The 21,693-nt window shown below is 66.2% G+C and carries 23 protein-coding genes; 12 read left to right on the top strand and 11 right to left on the bottom strand.

The genetic code is table 11. The features are described from left to right. The first annotated feature begins 53 nt into the window (after positions 1–53). From ACTOWL_RS03080 to ACTOWL_RS03070, 3 genes are all read left to right on the top strand, one after another. Positions 54–1,049, top strand: coding sequence for a glycosyltransferase family 9 protein (locus tag ACTOWL_RS03080; protein ID WP_441319718.1), 996 nt, complete (start codon positions 54–56; stop codon positions 1,047–1,049). Between the two features lie 100 nt (positions 1,050–1,149). Next, positions 1,150–1,464: a hypothetical protein gene (locus tag ACTOWL_RS03075; RefSeq protein ID WP_441319717.1), complete on the top strand. Its 315-nt coding sequence runs from the start codon at positions 1,150–1,152 to the stop codon at positions 1,462–1,464. Next, positions 1,461–2,003, top strand: coding sequence for a D-glycero-alpha-D-manno-heptose-1,7-bisphosphate 7-phosphatase (locus ACTOWL_RS03070; protein WP_441319716.1), 543 nt, complete (start codon positions 1,461–1,463; stop codon positions 2,001–2,003). Before ACTOWL_RS03075 ends, ACTOWL_RS03070 begins: the two co-directional genes overlap by 4 nt. Before the next feature lie 21 nt (positions 2,004–2,024). Here ACTOWL_RS03070 and ACTOWL_RS03065 read toward each other — a convergent pair whose 3' ends face one another. The 5 genes from ACTOWL_RS03065 to ACTOWL_RS03045 form a co-directional block, all read right to left on the bottom strand. Continuing rightward, positions 2,025–2,822, bottom strand: a complete 798-nt coding sequence (locus ACTOWL_RS03065) for an FkbM family methyltransferase (RefSeq protein ID WP_441319715.1) — start codon at positions 2,820–2,822, stop codon at positions 2,025–2,027. A gap of 251 nt (positions 2,823–3,073) precedes the next feature. After that, on the bottom strand, positions 3,074–3,919 hold the full coding sequence (locus ACTOWL_RS03060; protein ID WP_441319714.1) for a class I SAM-dependent methyltransferase: 846 nt from the start codon (positions 3,917–3,919) through the stop codon (positions 3,074–3,076). A 191-nt stretch (positions 3,920–4,110) separates the two neighbouring features. Then, the gene (locus ACTOWL_RS03055; RefSeq protein ID WP_441319713.1) at positions 4,111–5,382 is read right to left on the bottom strand and encodes a glycosyltransferase family 4 protein; all 1,272 of its coding nucleotides are present in this window, start codon (positions 5,380–5,382) and stop codon (positions 4,111–4,113) included. A 50-nt stretch (positions 5,383–5,432) separates the two neighbouring features. After that, on the bottom strand, positions 5,433–7,259 hold the full coding sequence (locus tag ACTOWL_RS03050) for an ABC transporter ATP-binding protein (RefSeq protein ID WP_441319712.1): 1,827 nt from the start codon (positions 7,257–7,259) through the stop codon (positions 5,433–5,435). A 183-nt stretch (positions 7,260–7,442) separates the two neighbouring features. Beyond that, a complete protein-coding gene (locus ACTOWL_RS03045; protein WP_441319711.1) occupies positions 7,443–7,658 on the bottom strand; it encodes a hypothetical protein in 216 nt (71 codons plus the stop codon). Between the two features lie 546 nt (positions 7,659–8,204). Here ACTOWL_RS03045 and ACTOWL_RS03040 point away from each other — a divergent pair. The 3 genes from ACTOWL_RS03040 to ACTOWL_RS03030 all read left to right on the top strand — a co-directional run bounded on the left by ACTOWL_RS03040 (position 8,205) and on the right by ACTOWL_RS03030 (position 10,778). After that, on the top strand, positions 8,205–9,263 hold the full coding sequence (locus tag ACTOWL_RS03040; RefSeq protein ID WP_441319710.1) for a methionine ABC transporter ATP-binding protein: 1,059 nt from the start codon (positions 8,205–8,207) through the stop codon (positions 9,261–9,263). Then, positions 9,232–9,900 carry a methionine ABC transporter permease gene (locus tag ACTOWL_RS03035; RefSeq protein ID WP_441319709.1) on the top strand — a complete coding sequence of 223 codons (669 nt, stop codon included), beginning with the start codon at positions 9,232–9,234 and terminating at the stop codon, positions 9,898–9,900. The genes ACTOWL_RS03040 and ACTOWL_RS03035 overlap by 32 nt, the downstream gene beginning before the upstream one ends. A gap of 86 nt (positions 9,901–9,986) precedes the next feature. Continuing rightward, the gene (locus tag ACTOWL_RS03030) at positions 9,987–10,778 is read left to right on the top strand and encodes a MetQ/NlpA family ABC transporter substrate-binding protein (protein ID WP_441319708.1); all 792 of its coding nucleotides are present in this window, start codon (positions 9,987–9,989) and stop codon (positions 10,776–10,778) included. Between the two features lie 9 nt (positions 10,779–10,787). Here the strand turns inward: ACTOWL_RS03030 and ACTOWL_RS03025 are convergent, their stop codons facing one another. The 6 genes from ACTOWL_RS03025 to ACTOWL_RS03000 all read right to left on the bottom strand — a co-directional run bounded on the left by ACTOWL_RS03025 (position 10,788) and on the right by ACTOWL_RS03000 (position 16,894). Next, complete coding sequence (locus ACTOWL_RS03025; protein WP_441319707.1) at positions 10,788–11,279, bottom strand: DoxX family protein; 492 nt, start codon at positions 11,277–11,279, stop codon at positions 10,788–10,790. Positions 11,280–11,301: 22 nt separating this feature from the next. Continuing rightward, the gene (locus ACTOWL_RS03020; RefSeq protein WP_441319706.1) at positions 11,302–12,441 is read right to left on the bottom strand and encodes a helix-turn-helix transcriptional regulator; all 1,140 of its coding nucleotides are present in this window, start codon (positions 12,439–12,441) and stop codon (positions 11,302–11,304) included. A gap of 84 nt (positions 12,442–12,525) precedes the next feature. Then, positions 12,526–13,365, bottom strand: coding sequence for an alpha/beta fold hydrolase (locus ACTOWL_RS03015; protein WP_441319705.1), 840 nt, complete (start codon positions 13,363–13,365; stop codon positions 12,526–12,528). Continuing rightward, positions 13,362–14,249, bottom strand: a complete 888-nt coding sequence (locus ACTOWL_RS03010; protein ID WP_441319704.1) for an NAD(P)-dependent oxidoreductase — start codon at positions 14,247–14,249, stop codon at positions 13,362–13,364. The genes ACTOWL_RS03015 and ACTOWL_RS03010 overlap by 4 nt, the downstream gene beginning before the upstream one ends. Before the next feature lie 329 nt (positions 14,250–14,578). Beyond that, positions 14,579–15,226 (bottom strand): hypothetical protein, encoded by a 648-nt coding sequence (locus ACTOWL_RS03005; protein WP_441319703.1) that lies wholly within the window; start codon positions 15,224–15,226, stop codon positions 14,579–14,581. A gap of 144 nt (positions 15,227–15,370) precedes the next feature. Continuing rightward, on the bottom strand, positions 15,371–16,894 hold the full coding sequence (locus ACTOWL_RS03000; RefSeq protein ID WP_441319702.1) for a vWA domain-containing protein: 1,524 nt from the start codon (positions 16,892–16,894) through the stop codon (positions 15,371–15,373). Positions 16,895–17,537: 643 nt separating this feature from the next. Here ACTOWL_RS03000 and ACTOWL_RS02995 point away from each other — a divergent pair. From ACTOWL_RS02995 to ACTOWL_RS02970, 6 genes are all read left to right on the top strand, one after another. Next, positions 17,538–17,963 (top strand): RidA family protein, encoded by a 426-nt coding sequence (locus ACTOWL_RS02995; protein ID WP_441319701.1) that lies wholly within the window; start codon positions 17,538–17,540, stop codon positions 17,961–17,963. A gap of 250 nt (positions 17,964–18,213) precedes the next feature. Further along, entirely contained in the window at positions 18,214–19,083 is an 870-nt protein-coding gene (locus ACTOWL_RS02990) for a phosphotransferase (RefSeq protein ID WP_441319700.1), read from the top strand. A 159-nt stretch (positions 19,084–19,242) separates the two neighbouring features. Beyond that, complete coding sequence (locus ACTOWL_RS02985) at positions 19,243–19,959, top strand: L-2-amino-thiazoline-4-carboxylic acid hydrolase (protein WP_441319699.1); 717 nt, start codon at positions 19,243–19,245, stop codon at positions 19,957–19,959. A gap of 68 nt (positions 19,960–20,027) precedes the next feature. Next, positions 20,028–20,561 carry a DUF1801 domain-containing protein gene (locus ACTOWL_RS02980; RefSeq protein WP_441319698.1) on the top strand — a complete coding sequence of 178 codons (534 nt, stop codon included), beginning with the start codon at positions 20,028–20,030 and terminating at the stop codon, positions 20,559–20,561. Positions 20,562–20,578: 17 nt separating this feature from the next. Then, complete coding sequence (locus tag ACTOWL_RS02975; RefSeq protein ID WP_441319697.1) at positions 20,579–21,016, top strand: DUF1801 domain-containing protein; 438 nt, start codon at positions 20,579–20,581, stop codon at positions 21,014–21,016. 106 nt (positions 21,017–21,122) lie between these two features. Beyond that, positions 21,123–21,653: a hypothetical protein gene (locus ACTOWL_RS02970; protein WP_441319696.1), complete on the top strand. Its 531-nt coding sequence runs from the start codon at positions 21,123–21,125 to the stop codon at positions 21,651–21,653. Positions 21,654–21,693: the final 40 nt, after the last annotated feature.

Raw genomic sequence — 21,693 nt, 5'->3', positions numbered from 1 at the left:
AGCGTACCGACCGGCCATGGGATGGATCTCGGTCGCCAGCCAGGAGCTGCCGGATGGCCGGTGTCGTCACGGTCCTGAAACCGGATCACCTGGGAGACCTGGTTCTGTCCGTGCCGGCGATTCGCGCGATTCAGGCTTCAGGCCGCGAGGTGCGCCTGCACGTGGCGCCCTCATCCGAGGCCCTCGCCCGATACCTGTTTCCGGACATCGCCCACATCCGCACGGTCGAGTTTCAGCACCTGTCGCGCGCGCCTGTTGCCCCGCCCGATCTCGCCGATCTCATCGAGGATTCCCGGCGATCCGATGTTCTGATCTGCCTGCGAAGCGATCAGGTCATCGAGACGATGCTGAAGGATCTTTCCCTGGGCTGTCTCGCACCGTCGAGGAATCCCCTGGTCCACGAGACCGGGAACCAGAGGATGCTGCTGGAACCGGTCATCGGCAGCTATTCCCGGACCAGGCATTTCAGCGGCGAACCCATCCGGATCGGGCAGGTGCGGCGGCATGTGGCGCTCTGCATCTCCGCCGGTTTTCCGACCAATCGGTGGCCCAATCTGCACTGGCTCAGCCTGGCCACCCTTCTCGGCAGCAAGGGTGTCTTCATCACCCTGGTCGGAGGACCTTCGGAGCGCGGCGACCTGGCATTGCTTTCCCGGCTGTTGCGGGGGATACCGCACCGGGTCGTCGAAGGCGGGCGTGACTTCGGTCGCTTTCTCCACGCGCTCGAAGAGGTCGACCTCGTCGTCGCATCGGACAGCGGGACCGCTCACATCTGTTCCCTGACGAAACCCATCTGCTCCCTGTTCGGGCCGAGCCCCTGGCGCCGCTACGCGCCGTTCGGCCGGAACAATCTCCTGATGACCCGCGACGAGGTCTGTTCGCCCTGCGCGCAATTCAGCAGCAGGGTCGTCAACGGATGCGCCAGCCGCGAATGCATGACGTCCTGGTCTCCAACGGCAGTCGCCCAGTTCGTTCTGGACCTCGATCCCGCGCCTTTGGTCAGATCCGGCATCCGGATAGAGACTGGCGTCAGCCACCAGCACCCGTAGCTCAGGGCACCGCTCGACAATGGCACCGCTCGCGATGAGGATAAAAGGCCGGATCGACAGATGGACTCGAAAGCAGTTGCTGCGATCGAGAATTCACCATATGCCTGACAGCCTGATTCTGGATCCGAACAGCATCGACTACCTATATCTTGTCCAGCAGCACAGAAGACTGAAGCTCACTCGGAAAATTTCCCGACTCCGACCAAAGAACATCATTCTTTTGCCGGTGATTTTGGTCGATATATTGTTTTCATCCGTGTGTCTATGGATAACAAACCAACTTGTTGGTGCGATGATCAACGAGTATCAGCTGCTGGATCTTGGAAATCGGCATAGCGATGAGGCGGGCAGCACGCCCCTCGCCGCGACTGACGCTTCCCGTCCCGCGTCAGGCAACACAGGGCCATCCTCATGAGCGACATCGACGATCCGGCCCAGTCACGGCCCATGGCGCTGCTCGATCGGGACGGCGTGCTGAACCGGGACACCGGCTACCCGTTCAGGCCCGAGCAGATCGTCTGGATTGATGGCGCGCTCGATGCCCTCGCCCGTCTGCGCGAGGCCGGCTACCGTGTGGTCGTCGTCACCAACCAATCCGGCATCGGCCGCGGGTTCTATACGGAACGGGACGTCACCTCGCTGCATGAGTGGATGGCGGACGTCGTCAGAAGCCGCGGCGGATGGATCAGCTCGTTCTACTACTGCCCGTTTTCGCCTGAAGCGACGATCGAGGCCTATCGCCAGGATGATCATCCGGACCGCAAACCGAATCCGGGCATGCTCCTGAAAGCGTTGTCCGACTTCCCGACGAATCTGGGCCGCTCGCTGATGATCGGCGATCGCGACAGCGACATGGCGGCCGCCGTCGCGGCAGGGGTTCGAGGGTTCAAGTTCCCTGGAGGCAACCTGGACCACTTCGTCCGGTCGGCTCTTGCTCAATTTCAGGAGGGGTAGCGCGGCGCCTCGCCTCGAGGCTTACCAATTCATGATCTTCTCGTGGGCGTCCGGGGAGGTGAAGAAGAGGTTCCCGGTGGTTCGAATATAGGGTTTGAACCCCTTCTCGCGCATCATCTGGCCCATGGCACCGGCGACGGACCCGGCGGCGGACACGGCCTCAACGCACACCAGGGTTGGCCGGCTCTTTGAGAAGTCAGTCGTCCTCAGGACATCAAAATCCAGACCCTCGATATCGATGGTCATGAAATCGGGAAACACGCCGCTTGCATGCTGATCAATCACCTCATTCAGGGTGACGACCTCGATATCCAGAATGTCCTGAATCCTGAAATTGCTATTGTTTCTGACGAATGCTTCGGCCGCATCTTTGGAGAAGGTATTGACGCCGGACCGTTCATCTATCCGATAGAACTTCAGCACCCCTTTCTGCGGCGCGACACCGATATTGAGGTTGACGTCGCGCGGACGATGGCGATGGAAATCCTCTATGAGATCCGGGTTGGCTTCGATGTTGATGCCAGTGCTGCCGCGCATCGACAGGAGCGCGGTGTTGCTGATATGCGTCGGGCTGTGCGCCCCAACGTCCAGATATGACGGCCGCCCGACCCCCAACAGCGCAAATGTGTTCAGTATGATCAAATCTTCACCGTGCTGTGAGTAGGAAATATGACCAAACTGCTGATCACTTGACCCGCCATACTGGGTAATGGCGGACATACTTTGAATAACGCTGTTTACCTTATTCTCTATATTAATTGCGCGTTTCCGAATCTCCGACAGCAGCGGCTCCTCCTTGTTTCTGTCCCGATATGACATAATTGCTACCTCTCACGATCGGTCGCCACCGATGGGCTTCGTTGCGGCGCATTAAAGCCATGCGTCCCCAGCCTTGCAAGCCTCTTCAACGCGCACACTCATGGTGAAGGCCGTTCACAAGCCCAGGAGGCACAGGCGACCTGAGAGTGATCCACCCGCCGGCCATGGACTGCCCGCGCGTCAGGGCCAGCCCCACTCCAGCCCGGATCCTGGATCACGTTCCCGCGGCTTCGAGGCCCCACTAATTCCGCCTATTCGGAGTTCGCTCTGGCAGCGGCATCCAATTCAGCCTCGAGGTGCCTGATACGCTGTCTGGCATCGATGAGCTGAAAGTGGATGCGCTGATACAGCTTGGCGACTTGTCCATCCTCGTGGAATTTGTCTCCACCGATCTGAACCTCTGCAGCTACAGCGAGAAAGTCGCTTAACGGGCGCTCGACCAACCTCTGATACAACGCTTTCGTGTCAACCCCTGGCTCCCGTCTCTTCACCGCCTGGAGGTTCAGCGACACACCGGCATGCTCGCCTTCATAGCGGGGAATCCATCCGTTAGAAGCATCCCCGAACTCGGAATTCCACCAATCAAACTGATCGAAACCCAGGGTTTCCAGGATATCCACGAGCATGCCGGGGGTGAACCCATAGCGATGCTGCTCAAACCGATTGATCCGGCCGCCGATCCCATAAACCAACCCCATGACATGGAAGGCTGAATCACCGCTGAGCAGCATTCGAAGAAGGCATCCCATATCCGGAAGTGCGATCTTCAGGACACCTTCCGGCTTCAGAACACGAGCAAATTCTGCGAAAGCAAGGAAGCTGTCCGGCCAATCGATGTGCTCAAGGACGTGACCGGCAACCACCTCATCGGCACTGCGATCCGCCACAGCGTTCATATTCGTTATATCGGCAATGATATCCGGCTTCATCGCCGGATCGATGTCGACGGTCAAATAGCCGTCGGGTTTGAAATCGCGCGATCCGACATACAGCTTCACTAGGGCAGCGTCATCGATCGATGACGAGGGGTTGGTTCGGACTGACATGATCATTCCGTTTAAAACCGTGACGAGAAGCACCACCAGAACGAGAGCCACCGGAGCCTTCAACTTGAAGGACGCCACTCCGCGAGGCGTGGATCAAGCCATCAGCACGCGATCGAATCATCTTCTCTTCACAATTGAATGCTCTTCCGGGGCCCGAGTTCCCCAGAGACCGGATTCGAAGCTGAGACCCTTTTCGGCAGAAGCAGGCCGAACCAAGCAGGCCTAGCGACGCCTGCGCGACTCTAGCACGGAACGGCGTCCTCCGCGGCGGCATAGATTTCCGCAGCGACATCGGCCCACCGGCGCAGCGGTGCTGCCCTGATGGCTGCTTCCCGAGCTTCGATCGCGGCGCGATCGGTGACCACGCGCTCGATCGCCCAGCGCACTCCCTCCAAGTCTTCCGGATCGACGTAGTCCACGAGATCGCCGCCGACCTGCGGCATCGACGAGCTGTTGGAGGCGATACAGAGCTTGCCGAACCACAGGCTCTCGCCGATCGGCAGGCCCCAACCCTCATACAGGCTGGGGAACACGGTGAAGCGGCAGTTTCGGTAGAGGAATGCCAGTTCGGCGTCCGAAGGTCTTTCAGCTATCGTGATCAGTCCCTCGAGATCGCCGGCAGCATCAAGCCATTCGAACAGCTCCTCAGCCCTCCAGCCGCGCTGCCCCGCCAGCACCAGACGCGGCAGGCCGACGCCGATGTCCTGGCGCAACTGGGCCCAGACCTTGCACAGGGCCAGCGTGTTTTTGCGCACTTCGATGGTGCCGACGCAGAGGACGAAGGGATGCTCGGCCAGGGCGCGGATGGAGTGGGCGATCGGCCCATCCTCGGCATCACCCATGAACTCGTGCGCCTCAGGCACCACTTGAGTTGGAATCTCCCGGCCCGCGGCGGGCACCACCAGCCGCAGATCCGCCTCGGTCTGGTTCGACACGCAAAGGAAGTCCGAGACGTAATCGGGCGTACGATCGAGGAACTTGCGGAACTCGACGTCATGCCCCGGCTTGGCCAGCCAGGGCTTGAGCAGTGGGATGACGTCGTGGATCAGCTGGAAGACGCGATTGCCGGCCGCCTTCCGCGCCGCCAGATAGGCGATGTAGGGCTCGTTCCGGAAATTCGGCGCCAGCACCAGGATGCGGTCGTCCGGCCGTAGCGACGGCGCGGACAGCCGTTCGCCGCCCCCGGAGGTCCGCAAACGCAGCCGTTCGATCCTGGCGCCGAGTCGGCGCAGCGGTGTGCGGCTCTGCCCGTCGGCATTGTCAGGGAGCGCCATCTCGCGCAGGAAGTCGGTGCGGTGCGCCTCGAAGCGGTAGTCCGGTCCGAGGAAGGAGAGGTCGATCTCGACCACCCGATGCAGCTTCGGATGCCAGGCGATGCCGCGCACCGCCTGCGGCCCGTGCATCGCCACCAGATGGCCGACGACGCGCAGCACGACCCGTTGGATACCGGTCACCGTCGCGTGCTTGCGCGCATGCGCCAGGATCGTCGTCATGTCGCAGAAGATGCGGGACAAGGCCCCTCCCCCGGTCGGCTACTCAGCCCGATCCGCCGCGGACAGCGGCATCACCCCGCCACCGCCACGGCGGGTCGCGCTTCCGCCTCGGCCTGCTCGTCCTCCGCCGTCTGCATCGTCCACAGCCGGGCATAGAGGCCGCCGCGCTTCAGCAGCTCGGCATGGCTGCCGGTCTCGACGACCTGGCCGTGGTCCATGACGTAGATCAGGTCGGCGCCGCGCACGGTCGACAGGCGGTGCGCGATCATCAGCGTGGTGCGGCCGACCATCAGCCGGGTCAGCGCATCCTGCACCTGGCGCTCGCTCTCGGTGTCGAGCGCCGAGGTCGCTTCGTCGAGCAGCAGGATCGGCGCGTTCTTCAGCATGGCGCGGGCGATCGACAGGCGCTGCCGCTGGCCGCCGGAGAGACGCACCCCGTGCTCGCCGATCTGGGTGTCGTAGCCCTGCGGCAAAGCGGAGATGAAGTCGTGCGCCGCCGCCCCGCGGGCGGCCGCCTCGATCTCCTCCTGGCTCGCCCCCGGCCGGGCATAGGCGATGTTATCGCGCACCGTGGCGTCGAACAGCGTGGTCTCCTGGCTGACCAGGCCGATCTGCTCGCGCAGCGAATGCTGGGTGACCTCGCGGATGTCGTGGCCGTCGATCCGAACCGCGCCCTCGGTCGGGTCGTAGAAACGCGGGATCAGGTTCAGCAGCGTCGACTTGCCCGCGCCGGACGGGCCGACCAGCGCCACCGTCTTGCCGGCGGGGATGTCGATCGAGATGCCGCGCAGCGCCGGGATGGCCGGGCCGTAGGAGAAGTGCACGTCATCGAGCCGGATCGCGCCGGTCACCCGGTCCAGCACCGCGGCGCCGGGCCGGTCGGTGATGGTGGGCTGCTTGTCGATCATGGCGAAGATGCCCTCCGCCGCGGTCATTCCCTGTTGGACCGAGCCCCAGGTGTTCACGATCCGCTTCAGCGGATCGTAGGTCGAGATCAGCGCGAAGATGAAGGCGGTGAACTCGCCGGTGGTGCGGTTGCCGCTGATCACCTGCGACCCGCCATAGAAGATCACCCCGGAGATCGCGATGCCCGACAGCACCTCCATGAACGGGGTGTTGTAGGATTTGATCCGCGTCATCCGCTGCGACAGCCTGGAGATCGCCTGGACGAAGGTCTCGGTCGCCTTGATTGTGCGCTGCTCGGCGTTGTAGGCCTTGACGTGGCGGATGCCCTGGAACACCTGGGTCAGGTAGCTGGTCAGCTCGCCCATGCCGAATTGCGACTTGCGGGTCACCTTGCGCAGGTCGCGGCCGACCTTGATCACCGGCAGCGCCGAGAGCGGGAAGGTGATCGAGGCGACCGCCGCCAGCCGCCAGTCCATGTAGAACATCGCCACCAGCAGGCCGATCAGGGTGGTGGCGTCGCGCCCGATCGACGCGGCGCTGGTGGAGACCGCGCCCATCACCGCCTGGACGTTGTAGATGAACTGGCTGACCAGATGGCCGGAGGCGGTGGCGTGGAAGCTGGCGAGATCGTCCCAGATCTTCCGGCTGAACATGCGCATCTGCAGTTCGGCGACGATGCGCCGGCCGATGCTGTTCATCACCACGGTGAAGCCGTATGTCGACGCCCCGCGCACGAAGAAGATGAGGACGACGGCCACCGAGATCGGCACCAGGAGATCGGCGTTCTTCGCGGTGAAGATGCCGTCGAGCGTGTGCTGCAGGGTAAAGGGGATCGCCGAGGTCGCGACCGCGGTCGCGCCGAGGCACAGGAAGGCCATCACGAAACGCCCTAGATGGCCCCTCATGTGCTCGCGCAGCATCCGCTTCGCGATCTGCCAGTCCGTCAGTTGGCCTGCGGCCCGTGGCCGATCGGCCAGTAGTCTCTTGCTCATGGGGTGCTCATATAGCGCCGTCCGGCCGATCCGCCAAATGACAGTCGCGTCAGGCACGAATGCAAACAGGGCGCCCCGGCCTGCCGCAGGCCGGTTGGACCGGCTGCGACGGGCGGGCGCCCTGTTCCGAATTCGGCGGCGGCCGGTCCTGCGACGGGTGGCCGCGCCCAGATGAGAGACCGCTCAGCGGCGATAGGTGCCGCGGGCGATGGCGTCGAAATCGGCCGGGCCGATGCCCAGCTCGTCCATCTCGCGCCGGTCGAGCTTCAGCAACTCGTCGAAAACCCGGTTGTACTCGCGGCGCTCGGCGATGCGATGCGCGACGGCGGCACGGAGGCGGGCGAAGACGCCGGCACGGCGGGCGGGGGCGGGAGCGAAGTCCAAAACATCGATATGCATACTTACCTCATCTGCCGGCGAGACCGGCCCTCTGTGTTCTCTTGGCGCACTCCTAATGTAGGACGTTCGCGCCACACCAGGACCAGACTTTTTGCAGCGCAGCAATGGTAAGCATGCATGACATGAAGTTGCCATGATCGGCCCCCGAGCTGCCTTCCGACGGCCCGCTATATAATGCAGAAACACGATGTGAAACTCAGAGATCCACAAACCGCATGGCGCAGTTGGTTGACCCGCCTGGTGCGGCGCGATATCTAAAGGCGAACGGACCGGCCCACCGCAGACGGGCCCGCGGCGATTTGATGGGAAGCAGCTTGCGCCCGCGTCACCAACCGCTAAAGCGCCACGATGCAGGTCGTGGTTCCCTCGATTGACGAGGTGAGGACGCGACGATGACCAGGACGGCCCTTTACAGCCCTTTTGCGCACCGGCCCATGGCCGCGGCGCCGATGCGCTGTCGCCGCGCCTGATCCGGGCCCGCGGCCGCCCTGCCCCGCCGGCCGGCCCTGTTCCGCCCCGCACCGACCCACTGATCCGGCATCGCCCATGATCCGCCTCGACTCCATCTCCAAGACCTTCACCCGCGCCGGCCAGGCCCAGGTCGCGGCGCTGGCCGACGTCTCGCTGACCATCGAGCGCGGCGAGATCTTCGGCGTGATCGGGCCCAGCGGGGCCGGCAAGTCGACCCTGATCCGCCTGATCAACCTGCTGGAACGGCCGACCAGCGGCACCATCACGGTCGACGGCACCGAGCTGACGGCCCTGCCGGAGGCGGCACTGCGGGCCGAGCGGCGGAAGATCGGCATGATCTTCCAGCATTTCGCCCTGCTCTCCTCCCGCACCGTCTTCGCCAATGTGGCGCTGCCGCTGGAGTTGGCCGGGCTCGACCGCCGCAGCATCACCGCCCGCGTCGACCGGCTGCTGGAGTTGGTCGGGCTGAGCGACAAGCGCGACCGCTATCCGGCCGAGCTGTCGGGCGGGCAGAAGCAGCGCGTCGGCATCGCCCGCGCGCTGGCCAGCGAGCCGACCGTGCTGCTGTGCGACGAGGCGACCTCCGCCCTCGACCCCGAGACCACGGCCTCGATCCTGCAACTGCTGGCGAAGATCAACCGCGAGCTGGGCCTGACCATCGTGCTGATCACCCATGAGATGGCGGTGATCAAGGCGATCTGCCACCGCGTCGCGGTGCTGGAGCAGGGCCGCGTGATCGAGGAGGCCCGGGTGTTCGACCTGTTCACCCGGCCGCAGACCGCGACCGCCCGCGCCTTCGTCGCCAGCGTCACCGGCGCCGAGCTGCCGGAGGCCCTGGCGGCCAGGCTGTCCGAGGCGCCGCTGGCCGGCGGCGAGACCGTGCTGCGGCTGGTCTTTGCAGGCTCCCAGGCCGGCACCACTGCGCTGGGCCAGTTGGCCCGACGCCTGGGCATCGACGCGGCGCTGCTGCACGGCCGAGTCGACAGCGTGCAGGGCGCCCCCTTCGGCACCTTGATCGTGGCGATCCCTGGCGGGCCGGAGACGGCGCGGCCGGCGATCGATTTCCTCTCCTCCCTCAAGCTTTCCGTCGAGGTTCTGGGCCATGTCCCCGCAACTCTTCGCGCTGCTGGCTGACGCCGCCTGGGCGACGCTGTACATGGTCGCGGTCGCGGCCGCGATCGGCACGCTGCTGGGCGGCCCGATCGGGATCTGGCTGGCGACCAGCGGCAAGGGCGAGCTGTTTGCGGCGCCGGCCGTCAACCGCATCGTCGGGCTGGTGGTCAACGCCACCCGGTCGACCCCCTTCATCATCCTGGTGGTGGCGATCATCCCGTTCACCCGGCTGGTCGCCGGCACCTCGATCGGCACCACCGCGGCGATCGTGCCGCTGACCATCGCCTGCGTGCCCTTTATCGCCCGGATCATCGAGGCGGCGGTGCGCGAGGTCGACCAGAGCCTGGTCGAGGCCGCCAAGGCGATGGGCGCGACGCCGCTGCAGATCGTGCGCAAGGTGCTGGTGCCCGAGGCGATGCCGGCGATCGTGCTGGGCCTGACCCTGACCGTGGTCAGCCTGATCGGCTATTCCGCCATGGTCGGCGCGGTCGGCGGCGGCGGCCTGGGCGACCTCGGCATCCGCTACGGCTACCAGCGCTTCATGCCGGAGATGATGGCCGCGGTGGTGATCGTGCTGATCCTGTTCGTGCAGGCGGTGCAGATGGCCGGCGACCGGCTGGCCCGCCGCGTCAACAAGCGGCAGCGCGCCGGAACCTGACAGAGGCCGCCGGGCCGTGCCCGGCGGTTCGGCCTAAGGGCCGGCCCGCAGTCGCGGGCTGGGCTTTTTGACATGAGGGGAAGACAATGAGCCTGAAGACGATTCTGGCCGCGGCGGCGTTCGCCCTGGCCGCCGCCTCCAATGCCGGGGCGGCCTTGGCTGAGACCGTGAAGATCGGCGTCACGCCGGGGCCGCATGCCGAGATCCTGGAGCAGGTGAAGCCGATCGCGCATGCGAAGGGCCTGGACATCGAGATCGTCGAGTTCTCGGACTATGTCGTGCCCAACGCGGCGCTCGATTCCGGCGAGCTCGACGCCAATTCGTTCCAGCACGAGCCGTATCTCGTGAACGAGATCGATAAGCGCGGCTACAAGATCAGCAAGGTGGCCAGCACCGTCACCTTCCCGATCGGCATCTACTCGAAGAAGATCAAGGCGATCGGCGAGCTGCGCGACGGCGCCGTGGTCGGCATCCCGAACGACCCGACCAATGGCGGCCGCGTCCTGCTGCTGCTGCAATCCGCCGGGCTGATCACGCTGGCCGACTGCGTCGGGCTGAAGCCGAGCGTGGCCGACATCACCGGCAACCCGAAGCAGCTGGAGATCATCGAGCTGGACGCGGCGCAGCTGCCGCGGTCGCTGGACGACACCGACATCTCGGCGATCAACACCAACTACGCGGTCGAGGCCGGGCTGGACCCGGCCAAGGACGCGATCCTGCGCGAGGCGGCGGACGGCCCCTATGTCAACATCATCGCGGTGCAGACCGCGCGCAAGGACGAGCCCTGGGTCAAGACCCTGGTCGAGAGCTACCACACCGACGCGGTGAAGCAGTTCCTGGCCGACCGGTTCAAGGGTGCCGTGATCGCCGGCTGGTAAGCGCGCGGATCAGTCCTCGCCCGGGCCGCTGTCGAGGGAGTGGCGGCCGCCGCCGGTGCCGGCGATGAACAGCAGCCCGCCGAGCACGGCGAGGTTGCTCATGAAGATCGCGAAATCGAGCTCGAACCGGTTCGGGGCTGAGTCCCAGAACGGGTGGAAGATCACCGTGGCGACGATGGTGAAGCCGGCCAGGGCCAGGGCCGCCAGCCGGGTGTGCCAGCCGAGCAGCAGGAAGGCGCCGGCGACGATCTGCAGCGCCGCGGCGGCGCCGAGCAGCAGTTCGGGCTCCGGCAGGCCGCGGGCCTGCACCATCGCGACCATCGACGCCCAGTCCGGGATCTTGGAGATGCCGGCGGCGAAGAAGACGAGTGCCAGGCAGAGCCGACCCGCGAGCTGGATGAGGTCGAGCCCTGAATTCTGCTCGGTGTTGTGTACGACCATGGTGGAGGACATGAAACGGTTCGCTGTGCTGTCTCTATGGCAGCAGGTTAACCAAATCATTGTGGCCGCGCCGTGTCCGCCATCACAGCTGCCGCTGGCCGGACGACCGCCGCGCCAGCCGGCTTTCGCGGGCCAGATCGGTCAGCAGGCGGATCAAGGTGCCCTGCCGCCGCGTGCCGGTCTTGTCGAAGACCGAGCGGAGCTGGCTGCGCAGCGTCTCGCGGCTGAGCTGCAGCTGCCCCGCGATCTCGGACAGCGAGAAGCCGTCATGCAGGGCCACGGCCAGCCGCGCCTCCGCCCGGCTGAGGCCGAACAGCCCCGGCAGCACCCGGCCGAGATCGTCCCGGCTGGCCCCGATCGGGCTCAGGAACAGCGCCGCCACGGCCTGCGGCGTGGCGACGGCGGTCGGGCGCCGGTCCGGCAGGCGGCAGCCGCTGGCGATCAGCGGCGCCCCGGCGGTGCCGGACAAGAGTTTCACCGCATCGCCGCCGGGCCTCGGGTCCAGTGTGGCCGCGATCAGCCCGCGCAGCGCCGCCGCTTCGGCCGGATCGGCGGAATCGAGCCGGTTGCCGCGCAGCTGCAGCCGGCCGCTCTCGAACAGCCGGTCGGCCATGGCGTTGACATGCACCACCCGGCCGCTGGCGGCGAGCAGCACCACCGCCCGGTCGAACCGGTCGAGCACATCCTCGGCGAGCCGGGCCCGGCCGGCCAGCCCGTCCAGCCGCTGGGCCAGCGCCAGCGCACGGCGGATATGCGGCACCAGCAGGTCGAAGCGGTGCGCCTCCTCCAGCGTGAACGGTCCGGCCCGGCGCGGCCGGCGCACGCTCATCCCGGCGACGCCGTCGAAGTCCGGATCGATGGCGCCCATGGCCCAGCGGCAGCCGTTCTCGTCCAGGAAGGCGCCGAAATCCTGGCGGTCGAACCAGGCGGCGTCGACCACCTGATGGCAGCGATGGACGGTCGGCGGCAGGCGCCGCCAGGCCGGCAGGCGCGGATCCTCCAGCGCATAGTCGCGCAGGTAGCGGGCATGGGCGGCCGGGTCGTAGCCGACGGCGGCGGTGAAGAAGGGGGCCGCGGCCGTGGCTTCCAGCACCAGGACCTGCGCCACCTCGCCGCCGGTCCAGCGGCAGATGTCGGTGAGCACGGGCCGCCAGGCGTCGGGATCAGTCCCGGCGTCGTAGATCCGGCCGATCAGATCGCTCAGCCGATCGAGTTCCGCCATTCCGGGCTCCGGCAAGGACGAGTAGGGGGCAGCGAAGCGCAGATCGCGCGCGCCGGCAAGGTGGTATGATGACCCCTCCGCCCGTCAGCCGGCGGCGACGATCTCTTCGATCAGCCGGCTGACCCCGGCCGCCGCCTCGATCGGCAGCATGTGGCCCTGGCCGGGGAACAGGTGCACCGCCACCGCCGGCGGCAGCCCCTGGGCCTGACGCGCCGGCAGGACGGAGTCGTCCGTGCCCCACAGCACCTGGACCGGCACGGCCAGCTCCGCCAGCCGGTCGCGCAGCACCAGGCGCTGGCGGCCCGGGGCGAAACACTGGTCGGCCAGGCGGCGCAGCGTCGCGCGCACGCCCGGGCCGGACAGGGCCGTCAGCACCAGCTCGCCGAGCTCAGCCGTGATCAGCCCGGGATCGGCGTAGAGCGGCCGCAGCACCGTCGCCAGCGTCTCCGGATCACCGGCGCCGAGCAGCCGGTCGATGAAGCCGGTGTCGACCTCCTCGCCCAGGCCGCTGGACGCGACCAGGGTCAGCGAGGCGGCGTGGCTGGGGCGGGACAGGGCCGCCTGCATCACCACCGCCCCGCCCAGCGAATGGCCGACCAGATGGGCGCGGCCGATGCCGACGGCGTCGAGGAAGGCCAGCAGGGCATCGGCCAGGCCGGGCACGCCGCCCGAACCAAGATCCTGGGACGAGCCGCCATGGCCGGGCAGGTCCAGCGCATAGGTCGGATGCCGGGCCGAGAGCTGCACCTGGCAGGCGGCCCAGGTCAGCAGCTCGCCGGCGAAGCCGTGCACCATGACGATCGGGTCGATCGGAATGCCGCCGCCGGCGCCCATGCGGCGATAGCGGAGGATCCGGCCATCGGCCAGCGTCGCCAGCTGGGTGTAGGCGCCGCCGGCCGTGGCCGGGTGGGATGGGAGGTTCATTCCTCGATGCCGGCGAGGCGGAACTGGAGCTTGTGCACGGCATTGGCCTGCAGCTCGCCATAGCCGGCGACCAGGGCGGCGCGGTACAGCTCCGCGGTCAGGGCGGTGCCGGGCATCGGCACGCCGCTGGCGCGGCCGAGATCCAGCATCAGCCCGATGTCCTTGGCCATGTTCTTGAGGTGGAAGGCCGGCGTGAAGTCGTTGGCCAGGGTCTTGCGGGCGGTGCCGCGGATGACGCCGGAGGAGCCGCCGAACCGGTCCAGCACCTCGATCACGCCCTCGGCCGCCAGCCCGTTCTTGCAGGCCAGGGCCAGGCCCTCGCCGAGCGCCGCCATCTGCGCCGCCGACAGCAGGTTGCCGATCAGCTTCATCACCGCGCCGGCGCCGCTGGGGCCGAGATGGTGCACCCCGCCCGACACCGCCTCCAGGATCGGCCGCACCGCCTGCAGCACCGCGGCGTCGCCGCCGACGATGAAGCCGATGCTGCCGTCCCAGGCCTGGTCCTTGCTGCCATAGACCGGGGCGTCGAGATAGCCATGGCCGGCCTGCGCGGCCGCTTCCGCCAGGCTGCGCGACACCGCGGGGTCGGTGGTGGTGCTGTCGACGACCACCGCGCCCCTGGCGGCATGGGCGAAGGCGCCGTCGGGGCCGAGCAGCACACCGCGCTGGGCGTCCGGCCCGGTGACGCAGAGCATGATTCGGTCGCGGCCGGCGGCCGCCTCCGCCACCGAGGCGGCGCGGACATAGAAGGGATGGGCGGCGATCTCCTCCGGCAGTTCCACGGCGCTGCGGTTCCAGGCATGCACGCGGTGGCCCGCCTGCAGCAGGTTGCGCACCATGCCCCGGCCCATCAGGCCGAGGCCGAGATAGGCGATGTCGGCCATGTATCCTCCCGTCGCGACTCGGCGGGCCGCTCCGGCCGCGCCTGCCTGCATCCTACAAAGGGCCGCACCGGATGCCAGCCCGTGAGTGCGGGGGAGCGGAAGGTGCCGAGGGCGGGCTCGTGCAGCGAGGCCGGGTGAGGATGGATCCCGGCCTCGACAAAGGGCCCTCACCCGGAGGCGCAAGCGCCTCCGACCTCTCCCGCAGAGCGGGAGAGGCAAAGCAATCCGTATCTCGTGGGTTGGGTTCGCGGCAAGCGAACCCAACAGGATCGGGGGCCGCGATGGCGGCGGGATGTTGGGTTCGCCCAAGGCGAACCCAACCTACGGAGCTATCCCGTGTCCGGCGGCTTCGGCTTGCGGCGGTCGACACCGGCCGGGCGAGGCTCGGGCGCATCCTCAGGGTCGTCCTCACCGTCCTCCGACGGCAGGAAGCCCAGCTCCTCCATGGCCTCGTCGGCCATCTCGAGCCAGCGCTCCACATTCGGCGGATAGCCCCAGCGCCGGCACAAGGCCGCCACCGCGACCTCGGCCCGGCTGGCCTCGACCAGCTCCGCCACCTCCGGCCGCTCCACCCGCTCGCACACCTCGGTGGCGCGGCGCTCGACCTCCTCCTGATCCCCGGACGCTTCGTAGGCCGCCGCCAGCATCGCCAGCTTCACCCGCAGCGCGTGCGAGTCCTCCTGGGCCGCCTCACGCTTCGCCGTGGCCTTGCGCCGATCGTCGCGATGATTGGCGAACTTGTCCTCCAAGAGCAGGGTGAGCCGCAGCGACTTCGCGATCACGTCGATCCGCTTGCAATAGTCGACGCCGGGCTGCGGTGCCTCCACCGCCTCGGTGCGGGTCGCCTCCATGATCTCCATCTGGATCTCGGCCGCCCGGGCGAGCATGCGCAGATGCCGCGCCGTCCGCTCCTCAGCGGGAGCGGACGGGGCCTCCGAAATCGAATCGGTCTGCGCCTTGTCCATAGAACGTAGCATGAACGAGATCGCGAATTAACACAATTGAACAATGTGTTAACTAACTCCGCCCCCGATGCCGGCTCTTCGCGGGGGCGCGCGGTGATGCAGCCGGACGCGCGCTTTGGATGATGCGGCAACCGGTTCCGGACAGCGCACCGCCGCTCACTTGCCCATCAGGAACTTGTCGCGGAGCTTGTCGCGAATCTCGTTGCGGGTCGTGATCGAAATCGCGTCCATCTCATAGAGTCGGTTCGCGCGTTCGAGCGCGGCATCGAGATCATCCAGCTGACCGAGCGCTTCGACATAAGGGCCGGCAATGGCTTGGATCAGGTCGTTCCGAGTGGTGATTTCGATCAGCTTCTTGTCATAGAACTCGGCGTAGAAGATCAGGCATCCCTGCAGCGTCTCCAGATCGCCGCCGGCCGTGCAGAGACCGGAAAGGGCTCGGGTCGGCGGTTTGCGGAGATCGTTCCGATCCGAGATGTCGATCAGCTTCTCGTCGTAAAGGCCGTTGATGGAGGACAGCGTGTCTCGTGCGCAGTCGATGCTTCCGGGCGGGGTCGCCTCCGCGGCCGCGAGGATTCTCCTGACCGCCGCCTTCCGCACGTCGTTTCGATCCACAATCGAGAGCAGGTCGCGCTTGTAGCCCTCGTTGGCCTTCTCGAGATTCGACCGTTCCCCGGCGATCGCTGCCGGAACCGCGCAGTCTCTCCCTGCAATGTCCTGACGCTTCCCGAGCGCAGCTTCAGCCCCGCCCGGCGCGGTATAGCTTTTCGCCACGACAAGGCCCGCTGCCCGCAGGTCCACCCGGCGCGCACTGCCATCCGCCGGCAGGGAGGAGGTGTAGCGGATCGCGTATTGGCCGGACAGCTGACTGCCGATGCTGTCATAGACGTCAGCCAGCTGGCTGGCCTCAGGGGCCGGCAGATAGCGCCCGCCCGTGTCGCCGGCGATCTGTTTCAGAACCGCCTCGTCCATCTCGGTCCCCAGCCCGATGACGAAGACCGGGACATTGATCTCGGCGGCACGTTCGAGCGCCTGCCGCACCGTCGCCTTGCTGAGCGGCTTGCCCGTACCGTCGTCGTCCACCCCATCGGACAGCAGCACCACCGCCTTGCGGCCCTTGCGTTCCGCCACCAGGTCGAGCGAGGTCAACAAGCCATCGAAAAGCGCCGTGTCGCCGCGGGCGGCGAGCCCGCCGATCGCCTCGACGACATTTTCCTTATCGATCGTCATCGGAGTCAGCGTGGCGATCTCCCGCTGGAAGCTGACCAGCTGCACGGCGTCGTTCTTGCCAAGCCGGCCGACGAAATCGGCGGCGGCGGTCCTGGTTGCATCCATGCGCTTGGACATCGAGCCCGAGACATCCACCGTCACCACGACCGAGAGCGGCGGCAATTGCGCCTCGACCGTCAGCGGACTCTGCTCCACCTCGTCCTCGCTGACCTTGAAGTCCCCCGCGCCGAGCCCGGTGACCGGCTCGCCGTCTTTCAGAATGGTCGCGAAGATGGCGACGTCCGGATAGTTCTCGGTGTTGATCTCGTTCAGGGTCAATTCGACCCCTGAGGCGCCCTGCCGGGTCTCGACCCGGGGAGGCTCGGGGGCGTTCTGGGCGACGACCGGACCCACCATCGATGCGCAAATAGCAGCGGCGAAATAAATGATTGTCTTGAAGGGTCTAGTCATTCCGCGAAAGACTCCAGCTTCCTTTGTGGGATCTGGCAGGATGAGCTGACTGTGTGGGGTATCGTACAGTCAAGAACGGGGCAGACAGCAGGCGGCCTTCGTTTAAGAATGCTCGAGGTCGTCACGTGTTCCCTTGAAACCGAACCGTATGTTCGAGGCGTCACGGCATAAGATCCGCTTCGGATCTCGATCGAGCCGTTCATCGCGGCCGTCGCCAATGACCGACACGGGTCGAATCCGGCCCGATGCGGCCTCGGCCAAGAGGCGGGAAGCGGAGGCCGGCGCCCGGCCTGATCCGGGCAGAGCCCGGCTGCCATAACGGTGACGCCATCATCAAGAATCAAAGTATCCTCGATGACATGTCCGACGATCAGCGGAGGGGACGCCATGGCCGACAAGACGTCCGCCACGTCAACGAAGACCGCACAGCAGGCGGTCGCCAAACCATCAGCCCGCGAAGGCCTCGGCGAAGGCACCGTTAGGCGTGGAGAGTTTGGCCCATGCCGGCTATTTGATCGAAGTGGATGCGATCGCTGTGATCGAAGACGTGGTGGTGCCGTAGGTGCGTCCTGCAGGACGTGCCGCCGAGCGCGCTTTACGCAATTCTAGCAGTTCTTGCTACCAATAGTAGGAGACCTGATCAATGACGCTCGAATGCATCAATCCGGATGATCTGCCGGTTCCGGAAATGTACAGCCAGGTCGTCGTCGCGACGGGAAGCAAGTTGGTATTCGTCTCGGGCCAGCAGCCCGAAGACAGACACGGCAAGCTCGTCGGCCATGGTGATTTTGCGGCTCAAGCGCGCCTGGCGTTCGGCAATCTCAGCCGTGCGCTTGCTGCTGCCGGCGCCCGGCCCGAGCAAGTCTGCAAGATCACAATCTACGTCGTCGATTACAACCGCGACGAACACGTCCCGATCATCGAACAGGCCCAGATAGCGCTGTTCGGAGATCACAAACCAGCAAACGTAGTGGCCGGGATAGCGACGATGTCCCCAGGCTACCTGATAGAGGTCGATGCGATCGCGGTCATCGACCACACCACCGAGAGCGACACAAGGACGCGGTAGATAGAGCGCTTACGCCGCTTCGGCTATTGGGGTTCGTCGGCTCCTCGTCCTTCTACGACAGGATGTAGGAGCCTCTGGGCTCAACCGGAACTATCGGCTCTATCGCGCGATTGCTCTATGCCTTAGGCCACCTCGGCGTGCGAATGTGTGCAGAAGCTTGGTAAGCCGGGGAACTTGCGGGAATCTGCACGAAGCATCAAGACACTGAAAACAATAGCATTTATGGAAAGCGTGCAGACGGAGCCTTCCCTTGCAGGCAGCTGAGGTTTCGCGTGCGGTGGCCGCGGCCATGTCGATCGCCTCAGCGCTTGGCCTGACGGTCGACGACGCGGTCGTTCTGCAGAATTCGAACAAGCTCGCCGTGCGCCTGCTGCCTTGTGACGTCCTTGCCCGGGTGGCGCCTCTGGCGCAGCAGGTGGCGCAGTTCGAAATCGAGCTTGCCCAATGGCTCGCCGAGACCGAGAGCCCGGTGGCTGCGCTCGAGCCTCGCGCGGCGCCGCGCGCCTATGAGCGTGACGGCTTCGTGGTGACGCTGTGGACCTACTACGCGCCTGTGACGGCTCGTGGGGTCGCGCCGGCCGACTACGCGAAGGCGCTCGAGCGGCTGCATGCCGGCATGCGCAAGCTCGATGTCGCCACGCCGCACTTCACGGATCGGGTCGCGGAAGCTCAGCAACTCGTGGCGAGCCGCGACCAAACTCCGGCGCTCGCCGACGCGGACCGTGAGCTTCTCGGCAGCACGCTAAGGAGCCTAAGACGAACGATCGCCGACCGCAGCGCCGCGGAGCAGTTGCTGCACGGCGAGCCGCACCCGGGCAACGTGCTCAGCACGAAGAACGGGCCGCTGTTCATCGACCTCGAGACGTGTTGCCGCGGGCCAGTCGAATTCGACCTCGCCCATGTGCCCGAAGAGGTCGTCGAGCACTATTCGGACGCCGATCAAGAACTGCTCGGCGAGTGCCGGGCCCTCGTTCTTGCGATGGTCGCGGCGTGGCGGTGGGATGCAGGCGACCAGTTCCCGAACGGGCGACGAGTAGGCCGCGAACTCCTCAGGACCATATGCAAGGGTCCGCCGTGGCCAACGCTCGAAGTCGTGATGCGGCGACTAGCTGGTTCGTAGGCTAACAGGCATCACCAGTCCTGGGACTCTGGAGCGAAGTCAGCCGCGTTGCCCTTTTGAAGCGTGGCTCCTTCGTCCGCTCGCCGCCCTTTGGAGACGGTCGGGCGTGTGGAGGTCCACGGCCTCGCCCCGACGCTTACCCCACGGAAGCGCGCGACGATGGTCAAGCCACCCCGGGGCGACCTGCGGCCCTATTGGCGTGGCCTTCACGAAAATCTGAAGCGTGATGCGAAAGACCGGGAAAAGCCCAAACAAGGCACTAGCCAGTTTGCAGACTGCTGTCGCAGGCAGAAGCTATTGCATGGCCGCCGCATGTTTTTCGAGGCCCGGAGAGAAGATTTGACCAACAAGCCAACCAACAAATTGCTGTATGACGCCATCAAGGATCGGGGCACGGCCTATCTGATGGTCTTTCGCGAACTCAAGGCCCGCTATGGCGAAGATGAAGCCAAGGACGTGATGCGAAGCGCAAGTCGCGCCCACGGTCTTCATATCGGCAAATCGCTCGCGGGCTGCGCCCCGCGGGACTTCGAATGCATGGCAAGAGGCTTCGCGAAATCACCGGATGACGGGTCGGTGTTCTGCCCGGACATCCGGCGGCTCGACAGCACAGGCCTCGAAGTGAAGATGATGGCCTGCCCGATCAAGGACGCATGGGTCGAGGCCGGATGCAGCGATGAGGAAATCGTCACCTTGCTTCACTGCGCCTCCGCGCTTGACGAGGCGACCCTGGAAGCTGCGGGCTTCGACTTCGAGATCGATCTCTGGTCCCCCGGACAGGAGGGCTGCTGCCTGACCCGGATTACGGAGAAGACCGAACACGGAAAGCGGAGGCCGGCGGCACGGCCTGATCCGGCCGGAGCCCGGCTGCCATAACGGTGACGCCGTCATCAAGAATCAAAGTATCCTCGATGACGTGTCCGACGATCAGCGGAGGGGACGCCATGGCCGACAACACGTCCGCCAAATCAACCAAGACCGCGAAGCAGGCGGTCGCCAATCCATCAGCCCGCAAGCCCGCGAAGACCGCGGCGAAGGCACCGTCCAAGGCCGCCGCAGCCAAGAGCAAGGAGCCGGCCGCGCCCCTCCTGTCCGGCGGCAATCCCCAGATCGCGAAGGGCTATGGCGACGCCCCGGTGCAGGCCTATATCGCCGCCATGCCGGGCTGGAAAAGCGATCTCGGGCGCCGCCTGGATGCGCTGATCGAGCGCGCCGTCCCCGGCGTGCGCAAGGCGGTCAAGTGGAACTCGCCGCTGTACGGGATGGAGGACCAGACCTGGTTCCTCGGCATCCATTGCTTCACGAAATACATCAAGGTGGCGTTCTTCCGCGGCGCGTCGCTGCGCCCTCTCCCGCCCGGCGGGTCGAAGCAGAAGGACGTGCGCTACCTCGACATCCGCGAGGACGAGCCGCTCGACGAAGCCCAGTTCGCGGCCTGGGTGAAGCAGGCCAGCGAATTGCCCGGCGAGAAGATGTGAACCACGGGACGACACTGATGAAGGCGGCAGGCATGACGAAGGACGGCAATGGCGGCGACTCTCCCTCCCGGCTGATCGACGCGAGAATCGAGGAGCTGGGCGACTGGCGGGGCGCGACGCTGGCCCGGGTCCGGGCCCTGATCAAGCAGGCCGATCCCGAGGTGGTCGAGGAGTGGAAGTGGCGCGGGGTTCCGGTGTGGTCGCATGGCGGCATCATCTGCACCGGCGAGACCTACAAGGCCGTCGTCAAGCTGACCTTCGCCAAGGGCGCCGCGCTGGCGGACCCGGCCGGCCTGTTCAACTCCAGCCTCGACGGCAACACCCGGCGCGCCATCGATATCCGCGAGGGCGAGGAGATCGATGAAGCGGCGCTGCAGGCGCTGATCCGCGCCGCGGTGGCCTTGAATGTCGCCGCCCGCGCTGTCCGATCCCAGAAGAAGCCGAAGAGCGCCTGAGGACGAGACAGATCACCGCGCCCGGTATTTTAGAATTATTGAGTCATTTCGCGAAACCCGGGCAGCGGAGTCATGATCGACTCCAGCCTCGATCCGGGGGTGTGCCGTGAAGCCTGCCTGCCTGGTGGTCCTGTTCGCCTGCCTGCTGATGCCCGCGGCCGCGTCGCGGGCCGAGGGCCCCCCGAGCTTCGCGAGATGCGAAGCCGGCCAGGTGTTCGCGGACTGCACCGTCGCCAAATGCGACTCGAACTACAATTGCAGCTGCTTCGTGACGACGCGGCGACCGACGGGGGTGAGCATTCCACCGGGATGCATTCCGCCCCAGCCGCTGGTCGGTCCGCCGCAGATGGTGCAGTCGCGGTACTCGCCGGTCGCCGCCACCGGCCTGTGCGGCAACCCGGCCACGACATGGGCCCAGTGCCTGGGCGTCACCTGCATGATCCAGGCGGATGGCAGCGCCCTGTGCCCGTGCACCGAGGCCAAAGGCGCGCCCTATGTGATCGTCACCGACGACCCGGTCTACCGGGGCCAGTGCACCGACGGCAAAATCTATTCGTCGGCGACCTTCACTGGCGATGTCGAGCAGATCTCCAAGGCCCTCGACTTCCCGAAGCCCAAGGTGCTGTGGCGGCACTGACCGCCGCCCCCTCCTCCCCCTCGCCTGCGAGAGGGGAAGG

This window comes from Inquilinus sp. CA228 (assembly GCF_052078665.1).
In the GTDB taxonomy this organism is placed as follows: domain Bacteria; phylum Pseudomonadota; class Alphaproteobacteria; order DSM-16000; family Inquilinaceae; genus Inquilinus.
Note: the sequence above shows the minus strand (reverse complement) of the source record. Positions and strands in the feature narration are given on the sequence as shown.

Excerpts from the sequence above, each read along its gene's own strand:
- ACTOWL_RS03005 (WP_441319703.1), bottom strand. The coding sequence starts at position 15,226 with ATGCTACGTTCTATGGACAAGGCGCAGACCGATTCGATTTCGGAGGCC.
- ACTOWL_RS03030 (WP_441319708.1), top strand. The coding sequence starts at position 9,987 with ATGAGCCTGAAGACGATTCTGGCCGCGGCGGCGTTCGCCCTGGCCGCC.
- ACTOWL_RS03045 (WP_441319711.1), bottom strand. The coding sequence starts at position 7,658 with ATGCATATCGATGTTTTGGACTTCGCTCCCGCCCCCGCCCGCCGTGCC.
- ACTOWL_RS03015 (WP_441319705.1), bottom strand. The coding sequence starts at position 13,365 with ATGAACCTCCCATCCCACCCGGCCACGGCCGGCGGCGCCTACACCCAG.
- ACTOWL_RS03000 (WP_441319702.1), bottom strand. The coding sequence starts at position 16,894 with ATGACTAGACCCTTCAAGACAATCATTTATTTCGCCGCTGCTATTTGC.
- ACTOWL_RS02985 (WP_441319699.1), top strand. The coding sequence starts at position 19,243 with ATGGTCAAGCCACCCCGGGGCGACCTGCGGCCCTATTGGCGTGGCCTT.
- ACTOWL_RS02975 (WP_441319697.1), top strand. The coding sequence starts at position 20,579 with ATGAAGGCGGCAGGCATGACGAAGGACGGCAATGGCGGCGACTCTCCC.
- ACTOWL_RS03025 (WP_441319707.1), bottom strand. The coding sequence starts at position 11,279 with ATGATTTGGTTAACCTGCTGCCATAGAGACAGCACAGCGAACCGTTTC.
- ACTOWL_RS03035 (WP_441319709.1), top strand. The coding sequence starts at position 9,232 with ATGTCCCCGCAACTCTTCGCGCTGCTGGCTGACGCCGCCTGGGCGACG.
- ACTOWL_RS02980 (WP_441319698.1), top strand. The coding sequence starts at position 20,028 with ATGGCCGACAACACGTCCGCCAAATCAACCAAGACCGCGAAGCAGGCG.
- ACTOWL_RS03080 (WP_441319718.1), top strand. The coding sequence starts at position 54 with ATGGCCGGTGTCGTCACGGTCCTGAAACCGGATCACCTGGGAGACCTG.
- ACTOWL_RS03065 (WP_441319715.1), bottom strand. The coding sequence starts at position 2,822 with ATGTCATATCGGGACAGAAACAAGGAGGAGCCGCTGCTGTCGGAGATT.
- ACTOWL_RS03010 (WP_441319704.1), bottom strand. The coding sequence starts at position 14,249 with ATGGCCGACATCGCCTATCTCGGCCTCGGCCTGATGGGCCGGGGCATG.
- ACTOWL_RS03070 (WP_441319716.1), top strand. The coding sequence starts at position 1,461 with ATGAGCGACATCGACGATCCGGCCCAGTCACGGCCCATGGCGCTGCTC.
- ACTOWL_RS03020 (WP_441319706.1), bottom strand. The coding sequence starts at position 12,441 with ATGGCGGAACTCGATCGGCTGAGCGATCTGATCGGCCGGATCTACGAC.
- ACTOWL_RS03040 (WP_441319710.1), top strand. The coding sequence starts at position 8,205 with ATGATCCGCCTCGACTCCATCTCCAAGACCTTCACCCGCGCCGGCCAG.
- ACTOWL_RS03075 (WP_441319717.1), top strand. The coding sequence starts at position 1,150 with ATGCCTGACAGCCTGATTCTGGATCCGAACAGCATCGACTACCTATAT.
- ACTOWL_RS02995 (WP_441319701.1), top strand. The coding sequence starts at position 17,538 with ATGACGCTCGAATGCATCAATCCGGATGATCTGCCGGTTCCGGAAATG.
- ACTOWL_RS03050 (WP_441319712.1), bottom strand. The coding sequence starts at position 7,259 with ATGAGCAAGAGACTACTGGCCGATCGGCCACGGGCCGCAGGCCAACTG.